This window comes from Emticicia sp. BO119, assembly GCF_013912375.1.
In the GTDB taxonomy this organism is placed as follows: Bacteria; Bacteroidota; Bacteroidia; order Cytophagales; family Spirosomataceae; genus Emticicia.
Genome location: NZ_JACETV010000002.1, coordinates 319174 through 337809 on the forward strand (window position 1 = coordinate 319174; position 18636 = coordinate 337809).

The 18636-nt window shown below is 38.3% G+C and carries 21 protein-coding genes; 13 read left to right on the forward strand and 8 right to left on the reverse strand.

The genetic code is table 11. The features are described 5' to 3' along the window. Positions 1–5 precede the first annotated feature (5 nt). Positions 6–434 (forward strand): SRPBCC domain-containing protein, encoded by a 429-nt coding sequence (locus H1R81_RS08355; protein WP_181840252.1) that lies wholly within the window; start codon positions 6–8, stop codon positions 432–434. Positions 435–586: 152 nt separating this feature from the next. Beyond that, positions 587–1228, forward strand: a complete 642-nt coding sequence (locus H1R81_RS08360; protein ID WP_181840253.1) for an MBL fold metallo-hydrolase — start codon at positions 587–589, stop codon at positions 1226–1228. 1 nt (position 1229) lies between these two features. Here H1R81_RS08360 and H1R81_RS08365 read toward each other — a convergent pair whose 3' ends face one another. Together H1R81_RS08365 and H1R81_RS08370 are read right to left on the reverse strand one after the other, a co-directional pair. Continuing rightward, positions 1230–1622, reverse strand: coding sequence for an iron chaperone (locus H1R81_RS08365; protein ID WP_181840254.1), 393 nt, complete (start codon positions 1620–1622; stop codon positions 1230–1232). Between the two features lie 111 nt (positions 1623–1733). Continuing rightward, the gene (locus H1R81_RS08370) at positions 1734–4163 is read right to left on the reverse strand and encodes an outer membrane beta-barrel protein (RefSeq protein WP_181840255.1); all 2430 of its coding nucleotides are present in this window, start codon (positions 4161–4163) and stop codon (positions 1734–1736) included. 202 nt (positions 4164–4365) lie between these two features. Between H1R81_RS08370 and H1R81_RS08375 the strand changes: the two genes are divergently transcribed. From H1R81_RS08375 to H1R81_RS08385, 3 genes are read left to right on the forward strand one after another with little or no spacing between them, the layout of a single operon-like run. Next, entirely contained in the window at positions 4366–5355 is a 990-nt protein-coding gene (locus H1R81_RS08375) for a sensor histidine kinase (RefSeq protein WP_181840256.1), read from the forward strand. After that, positions 5352–6086 carry a LytTR family DNA-binding domain-containing protein gene (locus H1R81_RS08380; protein ID WP_220275191.1) on the forward strand — a complete coding sequence of 245 codons (735 nt, stop codon included), beginning with the start codon at positions 5352–5354 and terminating at the stop codon, positions 6084–6086. The genes H1R81_RS08375 and H1R81_RS08380 overlap by 4 nt, the downstream gene beginning before the upstream one ends. A 4-nt stretch (positions 6087–6090) precedes the next feature. Beyond that, a complete protein-coding gene (locus H1R81_RS08385; RefSeq protein WP_181840257.1) occupies positions 6091–6615 on the forward strand; it encodes a hypothetical protein in 525 nt (174 codons plus the stop codon). Positions 6616–6634: 19 nt separating this feature from the next. Here H1R81_RS08385 and H1R81_RS08390 read toward each other — a convergent pair whose 3' ends face one another. After that, positions 6635–7168 carry a DinB family protein gene (locus H1R81_RS08390; protein ID WP_181840258.1) on the reverse strand — a complete coding sequence of 178 codons (534 nt, stop codon included), beginning with the start codon at positions 7166–7168 and terminating at the stop codon, positions 6635–6637. Positions 7169–7373: 205 nt separating this feature from the next. Here H1R81_RS08390 and H1R81_RS08395 point away from each other — a divergent pair, with 205 nt between their 5' ends. Beyond that, complete coding sequence (locus H1R81_RS08395) at positions 7374–7754, forward strand: DoxX family protein (protein ID WP_220275192.1); 381 nt, start codon at positions 7374–7376, stop codon at positions 7752–7754. A gap of 80 nt (positions 7755–7834) precedes the next feature. Here the strand turns inward: H1R81_RS08395 and H1R81_RS08400 are convergent, their stop codons facing one another. Together H1R81_RS08400 and H1R81_RS08405 are read right to left on the reverse strand one after the other, a co-directional pair. Beyond that, positions 7835–8917, reverse strand: coding sequence for an aminotransferase class V-fold PLP-dependent enzyme (locus tag H1R81_RS08400; protein ID WP_181840259.1), 1083 nt, complete (start codon positions 8915–8917; stop codon positions 7835–7837). Positions 8918–9021: 104 nt separating this feature from the next. Continuing rightward, positions 9022–10251, reverse strand: a complete 1230-nt coding sequence (locus tag H1R81_RS08405; RefSeq protein WP_181840260.1) for a pitrilysin family protein — start codon at positions 10249–10251, stop codon at positions 9022–9024. Positions 10252–10346: 95 nt separating this feature from the next. Here H1R81_RS08405 and H1R81_RS08410 point away from each other — a divergent pair, with 95 nt between their 5' ends. Next, entirely contained in the window at positions 10347–11474 is a 1128-nt protein-coding gene (locus H1R81_RS08410) for a glycosyltransferase family 1 protein (protein WP_181840261.1), read from the forward strand. A gap of 1 nt (position 11475) precedes the next feature. Here the strand turns inward: H1R81_RS08410 and H1R81_RS08415 are convergent, their stop codons facing one another. Continuing rightward, positions 11476–12105: a LysE family translocator gene (locus tag H1R81_RS08415; RefSeq protein WP_181840262.1), complete on the reverse strand. Its 630-nt coding sequence runs from the start codon at positions 12103–12105 to the stop codon at positions 11476–11478. A 92-nt stretch (positions 12106–12197) separates the two neighbouring features. After that, entirely contained in the window at positions 12198–13184 is a 987-nt protein-coding gene (locus H1R81_RS08420) for a ribonucleotide-diphosphate reductase subunit beta (RefSeq protein WP_181840263.1), read from the reverse strand. A gap of 253 nt (positions 13185–13437) precedes the next feature. Here H1R81_RS08420 and H1R81_RS08425 point away from each other — a divergent pair, with 253 nt between their 5' ends. The 6 genes from H1R81_RS08425 (at position 13438) to H1R81_RS08450 (ending at position 17959) form a co-directional block, all read left to right on the forward strand. After that, on the forward strand, positions 13438–14586 hold the full coding sequence (locus H1R81_RS08425) for a serine hydrolase (RefSeq protein ID WP_181840264.1): 1149 nt from the start codon (positions 13438–13440) through the stop codon (positions 14584–14586). A gap of 134 nt (positions 14587–14720) precedes the next feature. After that, positions 14721–15536 (forward strand): M48 family metalloprotease, encoded by an 816-nt coding sequence (locus tag H1R81_RS08430; RefSeq protein WP_181840265.1) that lies wholly within the window; start codon positions 14721–14723, stop codon positions 15534–15536. 167 nt (positions 15537–15703) lie between these two features. Further along, on the forward strand, positions 15704–16231 hold the full coding sequence (locus tag H1R81_RS08435) for a CvpA family protein (protein WP_181840266.1): 528 nt from the start codon (positions 15704–15706) through the stop codon (positions 16229–16231). A gap of 4 nt (positions 16232–16235) precedes the next feature. Continuing rightward, entirely contained in the window at positions 16236–16466 is a 231-nt protein-coding gene (locus H1R81_RS08440; RefSeq protein ID WP_181840267.1) for an MscL family protein, read from the forward strand. Positions 16467–16754: 288 nt separating this feature from the next. After that, entirely contained in the window at positions 16755–17390 is a 636-nt protein-coding gene (locus H1R81_RS08445; protein ID WP_181840268.1) for a hypothetical protein, read from the forward strand. A gap of 98 nt (positions 17391–17488) precedes the next feature. Next, positions 17489–17959 (forward strand): YbjN domain-containing protein, encoded by a 471-nt coding sequence (locus H1R81_RS08450; protein WP_181840269.1) that lies wholly within the window; start codon positions 17489–17491, stop codon positions 17957–17959. Between the two features lie 218 nt (positions 17960–18177). Here H1R81_RS08450 and H1R81_RS08455 read toward each other — a convergent pair whose 3' ends face one another. After that, positions 18178–18453 (reverse strand): hypothetical protein, encoded by a 276-nt coding sequence (locus H1R81_RS08455; protein ID WP_181840270.1) that lies wholly within the window; start codon positions 18451–18453, stop codon positions 18178–18180. Positions 18454–18636: the final 183 nt, after the last annotated feature.

An 18636-nucleotide genomic window follows, 5' to 3' on the forward strand; every position in this document is an offset into this window, starting at 1 on the left:
AAACAATGAACAATCAAGCTATTAAAATCGAAAGAGTGTTTGATGCTCCTGTACAGAAAGTCTGGACAGCCCTCACCGAAAACGCACAACTGAAACAATGGTATTTTAATTTTGAAGAGTTTAAACCTGAAGTAGGCTTTGAATTTAAGTTCTACGGCGGCCCGGATGACGGGAAACAATATTTGCACATCTGTAAAATAACAGAAGTAATTGAAGAAAGAAAACTGGTTTATAGCTGGCGATACGATGGCTATCAGGGTGATTCACTGGTAAGCTTCGAGCTTTTCCCCGAAGGAGATAAAACAAAACTGGTATTGACACACGAAGGACTTGAAAACTTTGACCCAGCAAACCAGGATTTCGCAAGAAGCAACTTTGTTGAAGGCTGGACTTATATTGTAAATACCGGATTGAAAGAGTATCTTGAAAAGTAAGTGGGTAGAGTCGCTATTCTCCGCAAAATATGCGGAGAATAGCAGTTTTAATCTCCGCGAAACAGGTTTGGAAATCCTTTCCTAATTAAAAATGCTATCAATCAACCCAAAATCTTCCTACCTTTACCCCACAATTTCTGATAAATACCCGAATGATACATATCTATTATTTTACATTTTCTCCTTTTTTAGAAAACACCTATGTGCTATGGGATGAAACCAAAGAAGCAGTAATTATAGACCCGGGTTGCCTGGCGCAATATGAAAAAGAAGAATTAGCTGATTTTATTGCTGATAACCAACTGACGGTTAAGCATCTGCTACAAACACATACCCACCTCGACCATGTTTTCGGTAGTGCTTATGTGAAACGTAAATTTGGAGTAAAAATGCTTATGCACAAAAAAGAATTGCCTGTGCTAAGCGATGTAGAAAGCCGTTGTAGAGTATGGGGCATACAAGGCTACGAGCCTGTAGAAGCTGATGGTTTTATTGATGAAGGAGAGGTTATTAAATTCGGTAATTCTGCATTAGAAATTATTTTTGTACCCGGTCATGCACCCGGACATATAGCTTTTGTCAATCACGCACAGAAATTTATTATCGGTGGAGATGTACTTTTCAGAGGTAGCATTGGTCGCTATGATTTCCCACTTTGCAGCTATACCGACCTCATGAATAGTATTCAGACCAAATTCATGACTTTGAGCGACGATTACAAGGTCTATCCGGGGCATAACGAACCCACTACCATTGGGCTGGAACGCCGCACGAATCCGTATCTCAATCAATAAGTTAAGCTTCAGCTTTTTTCTTTGCCGATTTAGATTTGGCTTTTTTGAGATTTTCTTCTGCTCGGAACAACGTAATCTTTTTTATGAGGTCGTAAGGAATAGGTTCGTCCAGTTGAAACTGAATAGAGCCCTTGCCTGTTTTATATGGAGCCAGGTCTTCTTTAAATGCCTCAGTTCCGGTTGGGGCAGGATAGAAGCCGATATGGTTTTTAAAAGCCGCAAAGTGCACCAGATTACCATTCAAAACAAAGGTTGGCATCGCATATTTAATATCTTCTTTGGCCTCGGGTGCACAAGTTTGAATAAGTGCTCTGACTTTCTCTAAAATTTGCTGAATATCTTCCGGGAAGCTACCGATATATTCGTCAATGTTTTTTGCTGCATTATTTACCATAAAAGTGGGTGTTGAGATTGTATTGTATTCAAAAATATAAAATTATTTGATTTGGCGTAACCAAAATAACACATTTTTAAATGAAAGAAATAATCCTAAACAACTTCCTTATTAAATCCTTCCACTCTCCTGCTCAGCACCGGTTTCATTATTCTTCCTTTTTCTTAAAAACTTCTCATTACCAAAATTATAATTGAAAGACAAACCTATTCTGCGACTATCAAATTCGCTGGTACGATAAATCTGGAATTGATATACATTCACAGTATTGCCTTTCCGTTTCCATGTATAAAAAATATCTTCAAATGATAGCTTGATACTGCCTTTGTTATGCAGGATTTTCTTCTGAATACCACCAAAAGCCATAAAGCGTGGTTGTACAAACATCTGTTCGCTAAACTCTCTGCTGTAATAAAGAAAAGTAAAATCAGCACTCCAGTTTTTACTTAAGGTAAACTGATTGACCAGATTAAATCTGAATTTCGGATTACGGATAGCCAGTATTTCATTATTGATAATACCATCATATACATGATACATATATTGGAAATTATAATTGGTTCTCCACCATTTGCTAATATTAAACGTGAGGTTGACACTTGCTGAAAATGCCTTTTCGCTGGAAATATTGGTGGGGCGCGAAACAATGATATTATCAATGGCCTCGGTAACAGTCATAATAATTCCATTTGATTGCCCATAGCCGACGCGTAGATTCAGCAATTGTTTGTACTGTAAAAAGGTTTCTACTCTATCCTGATAATAGGGACGTAGTGCCGGATTCCCTGTAGAAAAAGAGTAATTATCAAGGAACGTACGGAAGGGGTTAAATTGATTATAATTAGGTCGGCTGATTCTTCTGGAATAACTGATGCCAATAGTATTATTTCCCAAACTATCCAGTTTGTAATTCATAAAAGCTGTTGGGAAGATATCTGTAAAATTCTGAGTAAATCTAAACCCTGTAAAGACTTCATTACTTACTAAATTCCCCTTCAATTGTGTATTTTCAAGTCTTAACCCTAATTGTGCTCCTAACCTTTTCCAGTTTTTTCTGGTATTTACATAAGCCGCATTGATGTTTTCTTTATAAATAAAATGATTGGATTTTCCATAATCAGGCACACCCATATCATTCCAATCATTAAAATAGCGGGAATCATTGTCGTTATTGACGAAACTCGTTTTTATGCCTGCCTCAAACAAGGCTTTGTTTTTAAGAGGATGGCTATAATCAGCTTTGAAAGTATAAATACTTACGGCTGAGAGAAATCGATACATAAACTGGTGGGTTGGCGTTGGGGCTTCCCGAGATATTGCCATAAAATTGCTAAAATGCTGGCTACCAACTCCCTTATAATTGACATAATTTGCATCAGCCGAGAGTTCTGATTTTTTGAATTTATGCAGAAAATTGAGGTTAATGTTTCTGTTCTTCCAATCATAGGCAATATCAGAATACCCACTACTGATAGAATCCAGAACAGCTATCTGACTGAAGGTCTGGCTTTCAAAAGTATTATGCTCTGTGCGGGGGATACGCATGAAATTAAACAACATACCTATGGTCGTATTTTTACCGATAGTATAATCAAAACCAAATCTTATATAGCGGGCATTATTGGCAAATTTGTTTCTATTGGTAAGTAATACATTTGAAATCAACCCACCACCCTCATTAAAATACCGACGGTCATTGTATTGATTATAATAATTTGCTCCCCTGCCATATCCACCATTGGCAAACCAATTAACTTTACCCCGGTTATAATTAAGACTTAAAAACTCATTGGTTCTGAATGTAACCCCCTTGCTCACACCCAATACGGTTGTTCCGGTTAATCCAAGCGTTTTGTTTTTCTTCAATTTGATATTAATTACCGCTCCTCCGGCTGCATCAAATCTGGCAGGGGGGGTATCCATCAATTCCAATTTATCCAACATAGCCCCGGGCAAAGATTTCAGATAATTTATTAAATCCTGAGCCGACATATAGGTAGATCTGCCATCAATCAGTACTAATACATTGCTTTTGCCATTCAGGTTAATATCTCCGTTTTCATTAATGCTTATTCCTGGTGTTTTTTCAAGCACCTCAACGGTATTACTATTGGCACTCCCCACCATCGACTCCACATTCACAATCGTTTTATCAATATCCTGCTCTATTAATGGTTTTTTGGCTCTTATTATTACCTCCTTCAATTCAGTATTTTTAGCTGGTAATAAAATAATAACAGGCAGAACCAGTTGGCTATGCGCCTCATCAAGGGTCAGGTTTGTACTCTTGTAGTTTTTGTAAGAAATACCTGTAATCAATAAGGTATAAGTGCCGTTGGTCAGATTATTAAACTGAAATTTACCAGTGCCGTCACTTATCTCTCCTCGTACCAAGATAGAATCCTGCATCAGTTTTACAGTTGCCCCTATTACCCATTCGTTTTGGGTATCTTTAATAGTACCGCTAATGCTCTTGGTTTGGGCATTTGTCAATGCAGAAAGGAAGAAGGTGGAAAGGAGAAAGAGAAATAGCTTTTTCATAGTTAACGGGGTTGTTTTACTAAAGATTCTTCTATATCTTTTCCTTCAAAAACTTATTTGATACCCCCCAGCCAAAGTTATGTAAACGCCCTTTATAGCGTTACAAACCCATTTACCCATCTTCAAAGACTGATTATCCTTTCCTGATGGTCATTGATATAAAAAATATGATTAGCTTGCCTTTACTTCGTTAATTTGTTACATGGCATATAGTACTAAAAATATCCTATATCATATTATTGGCTGGATAATCTATATTCTGGTGATTGGACTGGGTGCCGATGAAATTGATGAAGATTTTGTCTATAAGAATATAGCGACTATTATTCCGCTAATCATCGTATTTTATGCCAATACTGAGTTTATTTTTCCACGCTATTTAGCCAGAGCAAAATACCTGCCGATGGTTTTATGGATATTGATAGTTTGTACACTGACAGTATTAATCAGGGAAGAGATTAGTTCGTGGTTGGGTCTGAAGACGTATTATGATTCTATCACATTCTGGAATCAGTTCCGGTATAATATTCTATTTGTGGGCATTGCTTTTGGATACTGGTTCGCGGTGAAAAACTATCAGCAGGAGAAGTATTCGCAGCAATTAGAGAAAGATGTATCTGAGGCACGGCTCACTATCCTGAAAAATCAGATTAATCCACACTTCCTGTATAATACCCTGAGCCTGCTATATGCTAAAACCTTGCCTTTGTCGGCAGAGGTGGCAGCATTGGTGGGGAAGTTATCAGACATGATGCGTTATTCGTTGGAAGAGGCCGAGGAGAATGGGGTAGTGCCCCTTGAAAAAGAGGTAGCCCACCTGAGAAACTTTGTTGACATTAACCAATTACGTTTCGACAATAAACTAAACATACTGTTTGAGGTAGTGGGCAATATCGAAAACCATCGGATTGCCCCACTATTATTAATTACGTTTGTAGAGAATGCCTTTAAGCACGGTAAAATGAATGACCCTGCGCATCCACTTAAAATTCAGTTGAAAGTGAGAGAAATCGAAATTGATTTCATGGTAGAAAACCTGAAAGCTACGGGTTTGAAAGACCCTTCGAGTGGAATCGGGTTGGCAAATGTGCAGAGCCGATTACAATTATTGTATCCCAACAACCATTCCTTATTCATAGCCGATGGTGAATATACTTATACAATCCATTTAAAAATCTGGAAAGTTGCATGATACAATGTATGATAGTTGACGACGAGCGACACGCCATTGAGGTTTTGCAGATGCATATCTCGAAAGTACCGCTATTGGAGATACAAATGGCTACTACCGACCCCATTGAAGCATTTCAATACCTGCAACAGAATACGATAGACTTGATTTTTCTGGATATTCAGATGCCGGAATTAAATGGGATGCAGTTTCTGAGACTATTGAACGGGCGTACAAAAGTGATTCTGACTACCGCTTATCGGGAACATGCCTTAGATGGCTATGAGTTTGATGTGGTAGACTACCTGCTTAAACCCGTGTTATTCGACAGATTTCTGAAAGCTATACAGAAAGTGCTCAAAAATAAGACAGAGAATGAAGTCGTACCCGTAGAAGTCCCTCAAACACAACCGACAGAAAAAGAATCTTTGTTTGTGAAAACAGGTGTCAGGAACAAGGTGGTGAAGATAGTATTGAAGGAGATTGACTACATTGAAAGCAAAGGCAATTATGTGATTTTTATGATGCCGACCGATAAGATAATGACCTTGCTAAGCCTGAAAGATTTAGGAAACGAATTGCCTGTCAACCGGTTTATGCGAGTGCATCACTCTTATATAGTCAATACCGATAAAATTGATGCCATTGAAGGGAATCAACTGAAAATCGGGAAATATACTTTACCGATTGGTGACGCTTATAAACGGAGCATTACCACCTTAATTAATAATCAGGTACTCAATAAAAAATAAATCTATGAAAACGCTCTTATGCCTCTTATTGCTTCTATCGTGTCGTTTGAACACAGATATACTTTTAAATGAAATTGTTATTGGTGATAATTCTACCGATGCAAAGCCTTATGTACTGACCGCACAGGAAGCGCAACAGATTCTGGGTGAACCCGGGCATATCATAGAAAATTCCGACTCATTGAAAACCGGGGTGCATGAATATAAAAGTACTTATCTGGCCAATGCTTTAGATGTGTCTACCAATAAAACGGGCAATGTATATTATATCTATGAAGACTATAAAAGTGAAACCGCAGCTAAAAAGACCTATGAAGGTTTCTGGACATCCAACAAAAGGTCACAGGGTATTGAACCACTGACACAATTTGGCGACGAAGCTTTTTATCATTCTGATGGCCGGAACTTCTATTTAATCATAGCCCGCAAAGGCAATAAAATGATCCGGTTAAAGGTGAATAAGGTCACTTCTAAAACCTCGGCGGAGGTATTGAAGAGGGTGGCGAAGGAGGTTTTGGGTAGGGTGTGAGCGGTACACTAAATAAAATTTACTGAAACTCCCAATACTTAGGCGGAACGATACCTTTTAAACGTAGATAAACCAGTATCTGTGCCCGATGATGCGTTACATGGTCTGACATCAGCATCAGGAATTGCCTTCTGGTTCGCATCATGGTTCCATACTTGGCTGTTTCATCCAGACGGTTTGGGTTATAGCTTTTAAGCAGGGTATTGCTCCGTTCAAATTCACGCTTCAAAACATCAATAATCTGCTGTTTGCTTAGGCCATCTGCTTTGTAATCATCATAGCGGAGTTGAGTTTCCTGTCCGTCAACTTTGGCGAAAGCGTGCCAGTCAAGTACTGCGGCAATGTGCATTAGTTGCTGAGCAAAGCTCATCTCGTCGGGTGTGGGTTTGAAATTGTACTCACTTTCAGGCATGGCTTCGGCTACTGTAATCATGTATTTGCCGGATTGTTCCCAACGTTCGTAGTAATCTTTCAGAAAACTGTCCTTTTGTGCAAAGAGTGGCGAATAAACAAGAGATACTCCAAGAAGTGAAAGAAGAATGATTTTTTTCATAAGTGTTTGTTAAGGTTTTAAGAGTTTAGATAAGAAATATATATTTTACAGATACTATTAAGCAAGCCTAATTTGATTAATGGAAGAATATAAGGATTAGCGTAAGACTTTGGCTGACTTAATATTATTACGGTAGTACCGAAGTTTATTCACTTTTTTTTATATTTGATTAATCAAGTGTATTCCTGACCTAAACCATCTACAAATGAAAATCAACAATACTTTTTTACTGCGAGTCGCAGTAACTATTATTCTAATTATGCATAGTATTCCGGGGATGTTTAATAATGGCGTAAATGATTTTGGGAAACATTATTTGAATGAAGTAGGCTTTGCTCCTTATGGCGTACCATTAGCATGGGCTATTAAACTTTCTCATGTGGCTGCGGCGTTCTGTCTGATATTTGAGAAATACGTTAAATGGGCCTGCATAGTTACCATCATCATACTAATCGCAGGCATCATTATGATACACATGAAAGAAGGCTGGTTTGTAGTAGGAGGGGGCAGAAATGGAGTGGAATTTAACTTTTTATTGATTGTGGTATTGCTGACGATAATGTATCCAAAGGGGATGAAGAAATGAATCTGAACTATGATTTAGCTGATTAAAGGATTGCATTGATACATCTATCAATCAGCTAAATCATAGTTCAAGACAAAATTTTACTCCAATTTCTTCAACTCCTTTAACAAATTATCTACTTGCTCCGGTGTATTTGATGGGAAGTTTGAGATACGGATCTGGGAATCTTTGTTTGGGCCATATCCGCTGCCCAGAATCATATTTTTTTCTTTTAGCGCATCAATAATCACTTTTGATGGTTTAGTAGTATTCGCCACAATCACCGTTCTTGAACGGTGCTCCGGATTTGCCACGGCAATACTGCAAAGACTGCTGGTCTCTAAGTATTTGTAGATTTTCTTCGCCTTCTCGTCAGTTTCTTTTCTGATGGTATCAATCCCTGTCTTATTCATATCTTCAGCTACTTTGCCTAATAGATAAATGCCTAAAACATTGGGTGTAGCAGGGGTTTCAAAGGTTTCGAAGTTTTTCCAGAGTGTTGGCAAAGTATGATGAGCTCCTATATGCATACCTTCTTGCTTAGCTAATTTTTTAGCTTTATCTAAACACTTCTCATTGGCGATCCATACCCCTAAGCCTGCCGGTAAACCAAAGGCTTTTTGAACTGAAAAGAAGGCTGTATCTATCAGATCTAAATCCAATTCCGGGATTGGGGCAGATGATACCATATCTACCGCTACAAATCTTTTCTGGTTGCTGCGTTTCAGTTTATGAATATCAGCCTCACGCATTTGTACGCCTGTACTGGTTTCGTTCTGGGTGGTACAAATCAACTCGGCGTATTCGGGTACTTCTATTTCTGCATAGCTAAAACCCTCGCCGATAGGTTTCTCCTGTTTATGGGCAAATTTGTTGAGGCTTCCGGCATATTTGTAGAATTTTTCAGAGAACGAGCCATTCACCAAATGGAAACTCTCGTGCTCTACCATATTTAGCAGAATACGTTCCCATACCTCCGAGGCTGAACCTGTGAAGAAAATACCTGATGTTTCAGGAATACGCATCAAAATGCGAAGATTCTCGACACAATGCTGATAGATTTTTCTGAATTGGCCGCTTCTGTGCGAGATGGAGCCTATTTGCTCATCAACAGCTTGTTTAAGAAATTCCTCAAATTTGGGATATAATTCGGCTGGACCGGCAGTAAAATAGATATTCTTCATTGCGCCAAGAGTTTCAAGAAAATCAAATGTAAAAAAAGTCAGTGAAAGGCTGATTCAGCCTGCCGTAAATGCTTTAAAAAGTATAATTCTTTCTTGATTTGTTTTTATTCAGGCAAGAAAGTCAGATAGCTTAACTGATTCTCATCGAACATTTGCTGTGTGATGGTTTGCAGGTCGTCAGCTTCAATTTTTCGTATTTCTGTAAAGATATTTTCTAATGATTCTACCCGTCCGAGATCCAAAATACTTTTGGCCATCATCAGCATATAGCTTTGGTTACTCTCTTCGGCCATCGCCAGTTGCCCCATCAACTGCTCTTTGGCTGTATGCAATTGTAGCTTACCCAATGGTTTGTCTTTCAGCAACTGCATTTCTTTTAAGATAAGTGCATTGGCTTTGTCAAGGTTTGTCTTGTCAGTAGCAAAGTAAATACCAATGAAGCCTGTATCAATAAATGGTGAGTAATTGGCATCAATACTATATACCAGACCGTATTTTTCACGCAGGGTCATGTTCAGACGAGAGTTCATACCTGGCCCTCCGAAAAGATTTACCAGCATGAAGAATGGCAAACGACGTTCGTCTGTCAAAGCATAAGACGGGCGACCAATGGCACAATGTGCCTGAGTAATGCTTTTAGTGATATTGACTCTTTGTGGAAGATAGCTTTGTGGAGGTATGCGTTTCAGATGAGTTTTACGCTGAGGTACATCTTTCAGGTATTTTTCAGCAATATGAACTGCTTTTTTGAAAGGGATATTTCCGACAATGGCAAAAACAATCTTGTCGGTATCCATATTTTCGTTGATAAAATGTTGTAAGCTCTTACGTGTAAAAGACTTTATGCTATCTTGTGTTCCTAAGATATTGGCGCCTAACTGGTGATTGGCAAAGACAATTTCGTCGAAATCGTCTTGTATGGCATCTTCGGGAGAGTCCTGATACATCGACATTTCTTCTAAAATCACCCCACGCTCTTTTTCAATCTGATTTTCAGGAAAAATGGAGTGAAAAGTAATATCAGCCAGCAATTCTACTGATTTTTCGAAATGATTATCTAAAACTGAAGCGTAAAAACAAATTTTTTCTTTCGTAGTATAGGCATTTAATTCACCCCCTACCGATTCTAATCGATTTATTATATGATAAGATTTACGCTTTTTTGTACCTTTGAACGCCATGTGCTCCCAGAAATGGGCTAAACCTACCTGATTGGGTTTTTCATCACGGCTACCCATGTCGAGCATTAGCCCGCAGTGCACTATTTGTGTATAAGGTACCTGACGGTGTGCAATGCGAATACCATTGGGTAATGTATAAATTTGATATTCCATAAAGCCCCTGAAGGGAAAAATATTGAGTGTATATGTGGGGTATATTAAAGATAACCCCCAATGATTATTTACAAAATTAATGAAAAGATAGTTCAATGCGAATAGGTTTTGATGCAAAGCGGGCTTTTAATAATTATACGGGTTTGGGTAATTATAGCAGATTCATCATTGAAGCACTGTTAGAATATTCCCCTGAGCATCAATACTTTGCCTACACCCCCAAAATCAAGGGCAATTGGCATAATTCGCTGGCTGATTTTCCAAGTGAGTTGCATGTGCAATTACCAAGGGCCTATGCTCAACTTCCTGCTGCCTTGTGGCGAAGCTGGTTTATTGCCAAAGACTTGCAGCAAGATAAAATCCACATCTTTCATGGATTGAGTAATGAGATTCCTTATGGACTAAAGAAGACTGGGGTAAAATCAGTCGTAAGTATTCACGATTTGATATTCCTGCGTTATCCTGAGCAATACCCCGTCATAGACAGATTTGTATATCAACGTAAGTTTAGATACGCTTGTGAAAATGCAGATGCTATTGTAGCTGTAAGTGAACAGACAAAGCGGGATATTATAGATTTTTATCAGATACCATCAGAAAGGATTGAGGTTATTTATCAGGGCTGCCAGCCTACATTTTGCCAGAGAATTGCAGATAAGACAATCATTAACCAGGTATTGCAAAAATATGGCTTAAAAAAATCTTATATTTTGTGTGTAGCATCTTTTACTGAAAGAAAAAACCAGTTAAGGTTAATCAAAGCGTTTCAGCAATTACCTGCCAAAGAGCATGATTTGGTTTTAGTAGGGGGGAAGTCTGAATATCTGTCAAAATTAAAGCAATATGTCCACCAATCACATATGCAAGAAAGAGTACATTTTGTGACAGGTGTGCCTGCCGGAGATTTACCTGCTTTATATCAGGGTTGTTCTTTATTTGTTTACCCATCTTTATTTGAAGGCTTCGGTATTCCCATCATAGAAGCCCTGCATAGTGGAGTGCCTGTAGTAGCTGCCACAGGTTCATGCCTTGAAGAAGCCGGGGGAGCAGGGGCATTATATGCGAACCCCCTGGATGTAAATGATATTGCTGAAAAGATGCATCATGTGCTTACCAGCGAAGTCTTGCAGAATCGATTAATTAATAAAGGAACCGAACACGTGAAGAAATTTGCCGCTAAACCAATTGCTGAAAAATTAGTAAAACTCTATACAGACCTTTAGATTATTTCTTTAAGGCAATGTGTAAGCCTAAACCTACCAATATCCCTCCAGAGATTTTATTCTGCCATTTCCAGAATTGCTGAAACTTGTTTAAGCGGGCAACTATTTTACTGAATAGCAGTGCAATTAATACATTCACTACCGTACCCGAAATATTGAACCAAAGCCCCAAAAGCAGTATTTGGGTAGTTACATTATCAGGCTGGTTATCAATAAACTGCGGTAAAAATGCTAAAAAGAAAAGTGAAACCTTTGGATTCAATACATTAGTGATTGATCCTTGCTGAAGCGTTTTAAGCGAAGAAATTTTTTTTACCTGATTCTGATTGATAAGCATGGTTGCCGGCTTTTCTAAAAAACTTTTGACACCAATGTAAATAAGGTAGGCAGCTCCTGCATAGCGAATCAGGTTAAACAGGAACGCTGACTGACGAATAAGGAGCGATAAGCCCACTACCGAAGCAAAAATATGTACAAAGCAGCCCACACCAATACCTAAAGCCGCAAAGATTCCTGCTTTAGTTCCATAGCTCAGGCTTCGGGTAATGACAAAAAGCATATCGTTGCCCGGCGTGAGATTAAGCATCAAAGCAGCTAATGCGAATAAAAGAAAGTGTTGTAAGTCAGGCATGGGTTAATGGGGTCAGGTTATGTAAACAAAATAGGGACAAAATATCTTTTGCCCCTATCCTTACCAAACTACTGTAACAAAATATTGTTGTCTTAAAACTCTTCGTCAAGCGAGAATGACATTTGTTCTTTCCCGGACATCACACCTGCTTTCTGGTATTCCCCTACACGTTTTTCAAAGAAATTGGTTTTACCTTGCAGCGAAATCATATCCATGAAATCGAAAGGATTTGTTGCGTTATACACTTTTTCTAATCCTAACGATTCTAACAGGTGGTCGGCTACGAACTCGATATACTGGCACATCAATTCGGCGTTCATGCCTATTAATGAAACAGGCAAAGCATCGGTTACGAATTCTTTCTCAATTGCTACTGCATCTTTTACCAAATCATATACTTTTTCTGCCGGGTATTTATTCTTGATGTATTCCGTATAGAGTAAACAGGCAAAATCTCGGTGCAGGCCTTCATCGCGTGAAATTAATTCGTTAGAGAAAGTAAGACCTGGCATCAAACCACGTTTTTTTAGCCAGAAGATCGAGCAGAATGAACCCGAGAAAAAGATACCTTCTACTACCGCAAAGGCTAAAAGACGATCGATGAAATTACCATTGTCAATCCAACGCAAGGCCCAATCGGCTTTTTTCTTTACACAAGGAATATGGTCAATCGCATTAAGCATTTTATCACGCTCAACAGGGTCTTTGATATAGGTATCAATCAGAAGTGAGTAGGTTTCTGAGTGAATGTTTTCCATCATAATCTGGAAACCATAGAAGCATTTGGCTTCGGCAAATTGTACACGTGAGATAAAATTGACAGCTAAATTTTCGTTAACGATACCATCAGAAGCAGCAAAGAAGGCTAATACATGAGAGATAAAATGGCGTTCACCATCACTTAGCCCTTCCCAGTCTTTCAAATCCGGCGACAGGTCTATTTCTTCTGCAGTCCAGAAAGAAGCTTCGTGTTTTTTATAAAATTGCCAGATGTCGTTGTGCTTGATAGGAAAAAGAACAAATCTTGTTTTATCCTCAATAAGTAAAGGTTCTTCTGCTAATAATTGCTCGTCAGTCATACTTAATATATTTTTAGGTTTTGCCAATCGTTTTCATGATCACGTAATCAAACTTACTTATTTTAACACCAGTTTGCAATAATTGGTTTTAGAAATTTTCTAAATAGTTTCTAAATTACTGATAATCAACCCAAATACAGGTAAATAAATTTTCCACATCAAAACCTTGTCTGATTGATAATATTTAGTGTAAATTTCCCTCCTGATAGCAGCACAACTTTACCAATATTTTTTAACCCAAACCATTATCCTGATGTTTAAAAAACTCGTTATTGCCCTTACGGCAATTACCTTTCTATTGTTCGGTCTTTTGTTTTTGCCACCTTTCGAGCATATCCGTAATTATCTTTCGTGGGGGAAGCATTCTATTTTTGATTTCAGAACACATCCTACCCGCTTGGTAGAAAACGGGAATGCGCCGCAATTCTGGCCTATAGATTCTGCCTATAACAAACGGCAAATTCCTGATGCGCTCCTGGCACAGATCGATTCTAATAATACACATGCTTTTTTGATAATTCAGAATGGTAGATTATTATATGAACAGTACTGGGATGGCTACACCAAAGATAGCATCAGTGGGTCTTTTTCGGCAGCAAAGAGTATTATTTCCATGTTGATTGGTATTGGTCTGGGTGAGGGGAAAATAAAATCCCTGGATGAGCCTGTAGGCAACTATGTTACACATTTCAAAGAAGGTGATTTAAGCAAGGTTCGTATTAAAGATCTGCTGACCATGAGTTCGGGCAGTAACTATAAGGAATCTGATCAGAGTTACCTGGGGCTTTCGGCTAAAATGTATTATGCCGATGATGAGGCATATGTAGTAAACCTAATGCGGAAAAAGGAAGTGCCGGGTATTAACTGGGAGTATAGAAGTGGTGATACACAGGTTTTAGGCCTGATATTGGAAAAGGCATTCGGCAAAAATATTTCTGCCCTGACATCAGAGTATTTTATGAAACCGATGGGGGCAGAAAAAGACGCTTTATGGTTATTAGATGGCGAAAAAAAACATGAGAAGGCCTTTTGTTGTTTTAATGGGGTCGCGCGTGATTATGCACGTTTTGGTGAGTTGATGCTTACGGATGGCAAATGGAAAAACGAACAAATTGTGCCGGAAACTTTCATGAAGGCTGCTTTGACACCCGCCAGCTATCTGAAAGACCCGACAGAGGGAGGTAAACCGGTTGATTATTATGGCTATCAGTTCTGGATTGTGAATCATAAAGGCATGGCAATTCCATCAATGAATGGCTTATTCGGACAATACGTATTTGCAATTAAGGAGAAGAATGCCATTATTGTTCGTTTAGGAGAAACGAAGGTAGTAAAACCTATTCACCATTTTCAACCGGAGAATTATACGTATATTGATGCTGCACTTTCGATATTAGAATAAAAAATATCTTTTTAAATACCAGCAATTGAAAGGAGTGCTTAAGTATTTTTTTTGAAAATTTGTTACTTTTAATAAACAATTGCTTCTAATTTTAGTACTTACACCATAGAAACGCGTTATAAATATTTCAATCTATGAGATCATCGGGCTTTAAACTAAGACTTATCATCGGAGTAATAATGGCAGTTATTGCTGCGATAAGTTATTATAGCAAAAATCAGGTAAATCCGCTTACCGGAGAAGACCAGCATATTGCTTTAACCCCTGAACAGGAAGTAGCAATGGGCTTACAAAGCGCTCCCCAAATGGCACAGGAATACGGCGGAGTATATCAGGACAATGAGGTGCAGCAAGAAACTAAAGCTGTTGGGTATAAAATAGTGAGCCGATTAGAAGAGGAAGCAAAGGCCAAGGGCATACAGATACCCTATCAGTTTGATTTCCATGTGTTGGCTGATGATGAAACCGTGAATGCTTTTGCATTACCAGGAGGTCAAATATTTATTACTGTAGGTTTGTTGAAACGCCTGAAAAGTGAAGCCCAACTGGCAGGCGTATTAGGGCATGAAGTAGGGCATGTGGTGCATAGACATTCGGCACAACAAATGGCAAAATCAGATTTTTATCAAGGCCTGGTAGGTGCAGTAGCCACTGCCACTACCGATCCTTATTCGGGTATGGGGGCAGGGCAGATAGCTCAGTATGTAGCGCAGATCCAGCAAATGAAATTTGGGCGTAATGATGAGTTACAATCAGATGAGTTTGGAGTAAAGTATATGATTCAGGCAGGCTATGATCCTAATGCCATGATTGAGGTAATGCGGATTCTGGAAGAAGCAAGCGGAGGGGCCCGTCAGGACGAATTTATGAGTACACATCCAAGTCCTGAAAACCGGATTGCGAAAATAAAAGAACATATAGCTAAATATGGCGGCGAGAAATATCAGTAATGAACGAGGGGCTTAATGAAGGGGTAGTTTTGAAAAGACTACCCTTTTTTGTATCTGATTGCTCATAAAAGATATATCTTTGTAAGTATATATAAGTAAATATAGGATCAGGAAAGAAATATTTCCGGAAGTTTTACGTATTAATCCTGAAAATCCTGTTTTGAAACATGAACGTGCTTGACTTAATTTTTATCATAATTCTTTTATATGGAGCGTATCGCGGTTATGTAAAAGGGTTGTTTATTGAAATCATCGGCGTCGTAGCTTTTGTTATAGCTATTGTAGTAGGTTTTAAGTTTTTAGGCTATGGTATGAACTTACTGGCACCTACGATAGGCGAAAGTATGGCGAATCGTTTTCTGCCTTATCTGAGTTTTTCTATCATCTTTTTTCCTACTATTTTCTTAATTAACAAATTGGGGTGGATGCTCCGCAGGGCTTTGAGATTTACGATTTTAGGAACTATTGATGGTTTTGCCGGAGCAATGGTTGGTGTATTTACATGGGTATTTGGTATCAGTACGTTTCTGTGGTTGATGAGTGCTATTGATATAGTATTGCCAAAGAACCTGACCAGAGATTCTATTACTTATCCTGCCGTAACCAAGGTAGCTCCTACAGTTATTTCTAAGGTTTCAGACTGGATTCCGGCAGGAGGTAATCTTATCCGTCAATTAACAGAACAGAATAAATAGTTTTATGAGTACTTTTAAGCGCATCAAGACCTTTTTGATGCGGGGCAATATTCTTGACCTTGCCACTGGAGTAGTGATTGGTACTGCCTTTCAGAAAATTATTTTGGCTTTGATAGATAAAGTCTTTATGCTTATTATGGCTGTAATGATAGGTGGGATTGATTTAAAGTATAGAGATACCGATGGTATTATTGGTAAAGATTGGACGAGAAGAAGCCTTGCAATCTACTTTTGACTTTATGAAAGTTGGTATAATGCTATATTTTTTCCTGAAAGTATTGGGACAAAGTACCAAAGCCAAACCACAGGTTGATGATTTATTAATTAAAATATGTGATGTCTACATCAATTCATTATAATATAGAATGAAAACTACATTTTAGTACGCATTTAACCATACCAATTATTGGTGTATCGCCTCCATTTACAAAACTGAAACCTCCAACTTCAAATTCCGGCTTTCAGCACAGAGTTTTTCCTTGCAACTTTGAGAGGTATATCAAACAAAAACTCATTAAATGCCATGAAAACTTTAGTTTCTATTGTATTTATACTTATGCTGACAGGAACAATAGCTGCACAAACCGGTGCATGGAAAATTGAGGAAGGCAAATTGCCTAACGGTAAATCTTACACAGGAAACCTGACAATCAAAGCCGTAGGCAAAGCTTATGATGTAGACTGGGTTACCTCGGCTGGCAGCTATGGAGGTATCGGCCTTTTAGCTGACGGGAAACTATTTGTTGGCTATGGTATTGGCGGTGGCGATTATGGAATAGTAGTTTATAAGGCGAATACTGCCGGAAAAACCTTTGAGGGTGTATGGACAACCGGAAAAATGAACGGTTCTACAGGAACTGAGGTGATTGCTAAAAACAATGAAGGGAATTTTGATGTAGTTGGTAAAAATCCGAATGGTGCACCATATAAAGGTAAATTGATGCTACAAAAAACAGGAGATACGTATCAGGTACAATGGAATGTGGGAGGGGCAACGTATAATGGGGTAGGCTTTATGTCAGGCGATTATCTGATTATCGGTTATGGTTTCGGGCAAGCCTTCGGCACGGTAGAGTACCACCTAATAGGAGGCAAAGCACGCGGGCGTTGGGCAATGGGCGGAGGCTCAGCAATGGGTACTGAAAATATCACAAGATAACTGCCACAGAAATTTAAACATTTATAATAACTAATTCGTTAAATTACCGGATCATCTATTATTAAACAGAACACTAATCCTAAAAACCTTTTATAGAGATGGATAACTCTCAGAATATTTCGGCCAATGCTCATGATGTACATTATAACCGTGTTACAGAAATGGTTCATTGCTATGCCGAATCGGTTGGCCTTACCCGTGAGCAGGTGTATAATGTAGAAAAAAATAACTGGCAATGGAAAAACGGCTCTGCCAGTATTGAGGTGTGGATTCAGAAATTAAATTTTGCTAATGGAACACGCAGAGATTTTTTACGCGTTTTTTGCCCGATTATGGATATACCTCTGGCAAATCCGATGGCCTTCTATCGTCGTTTGCTCGAACTGAACGATATTAAGTTAGGTATTAAATTTGCATTGACGCCTAACTCATCTAAAGTTTGGGCAAGTTTTGAAAGAGATATTAAAGGGATTGATTATAATGAGTTGTCGACCTTTATTTCAGACTTTGAATATTGGGCTGATAAATTAGATGATGAGTTAAAAGCAGAATTTCCGGTGCTCAATTAAAGCTTGTTTATTTACATATTGCCAAAAGCCATCAAGTTTTCTGATGGCTTTTTTTGCGAAAAACCAACTGTCAGATTGTGAATACTAAACCCGCAAATAATAGAGCAAGCTTAAGATAGAATTAGCTTATGATATTGTTACCAAAGGGTATGAGGGAGCTATTGAAGTAAATAGCACAGAAAGTACAGGATTACTTTTACTATGAAAGTAGGGATCAATTATCTTCTTGAAGCCGCACGGCGACCACCCCCGCCAAGCCCAAAAATTCCTATGATAAAACCTAACCAATAGAAGAAACCAGTGTTGTTTTCGGCATACAAACCGTATTCATTGGTAAATAATTTACTTATTAAAGCAAATGGGAAAACAAGTCCATGAATAACTCCATAAAAGAACCCATGCTGATGCGCAGTATATCCATTTGATGCGCAAGATGAAAATAGGGTCATTACTAAGATGGTTATTAATGGTAATACAATTTTCGATTTTTTCATCTTATTAAAGAGGTATGGGTGAATCTACTTCTAATCAGATAACTATTAAATGTGGGGTTAAGGTTATTAAAATTAAGGATTTTTTTTGAAGAAAGCAATAGGGCACTCATTAAAAACAACCACCGCAATAATAAGTCAATGGGTATCAACATTTTTCAGGAAAAGACGAAAACAAGAAAAAAG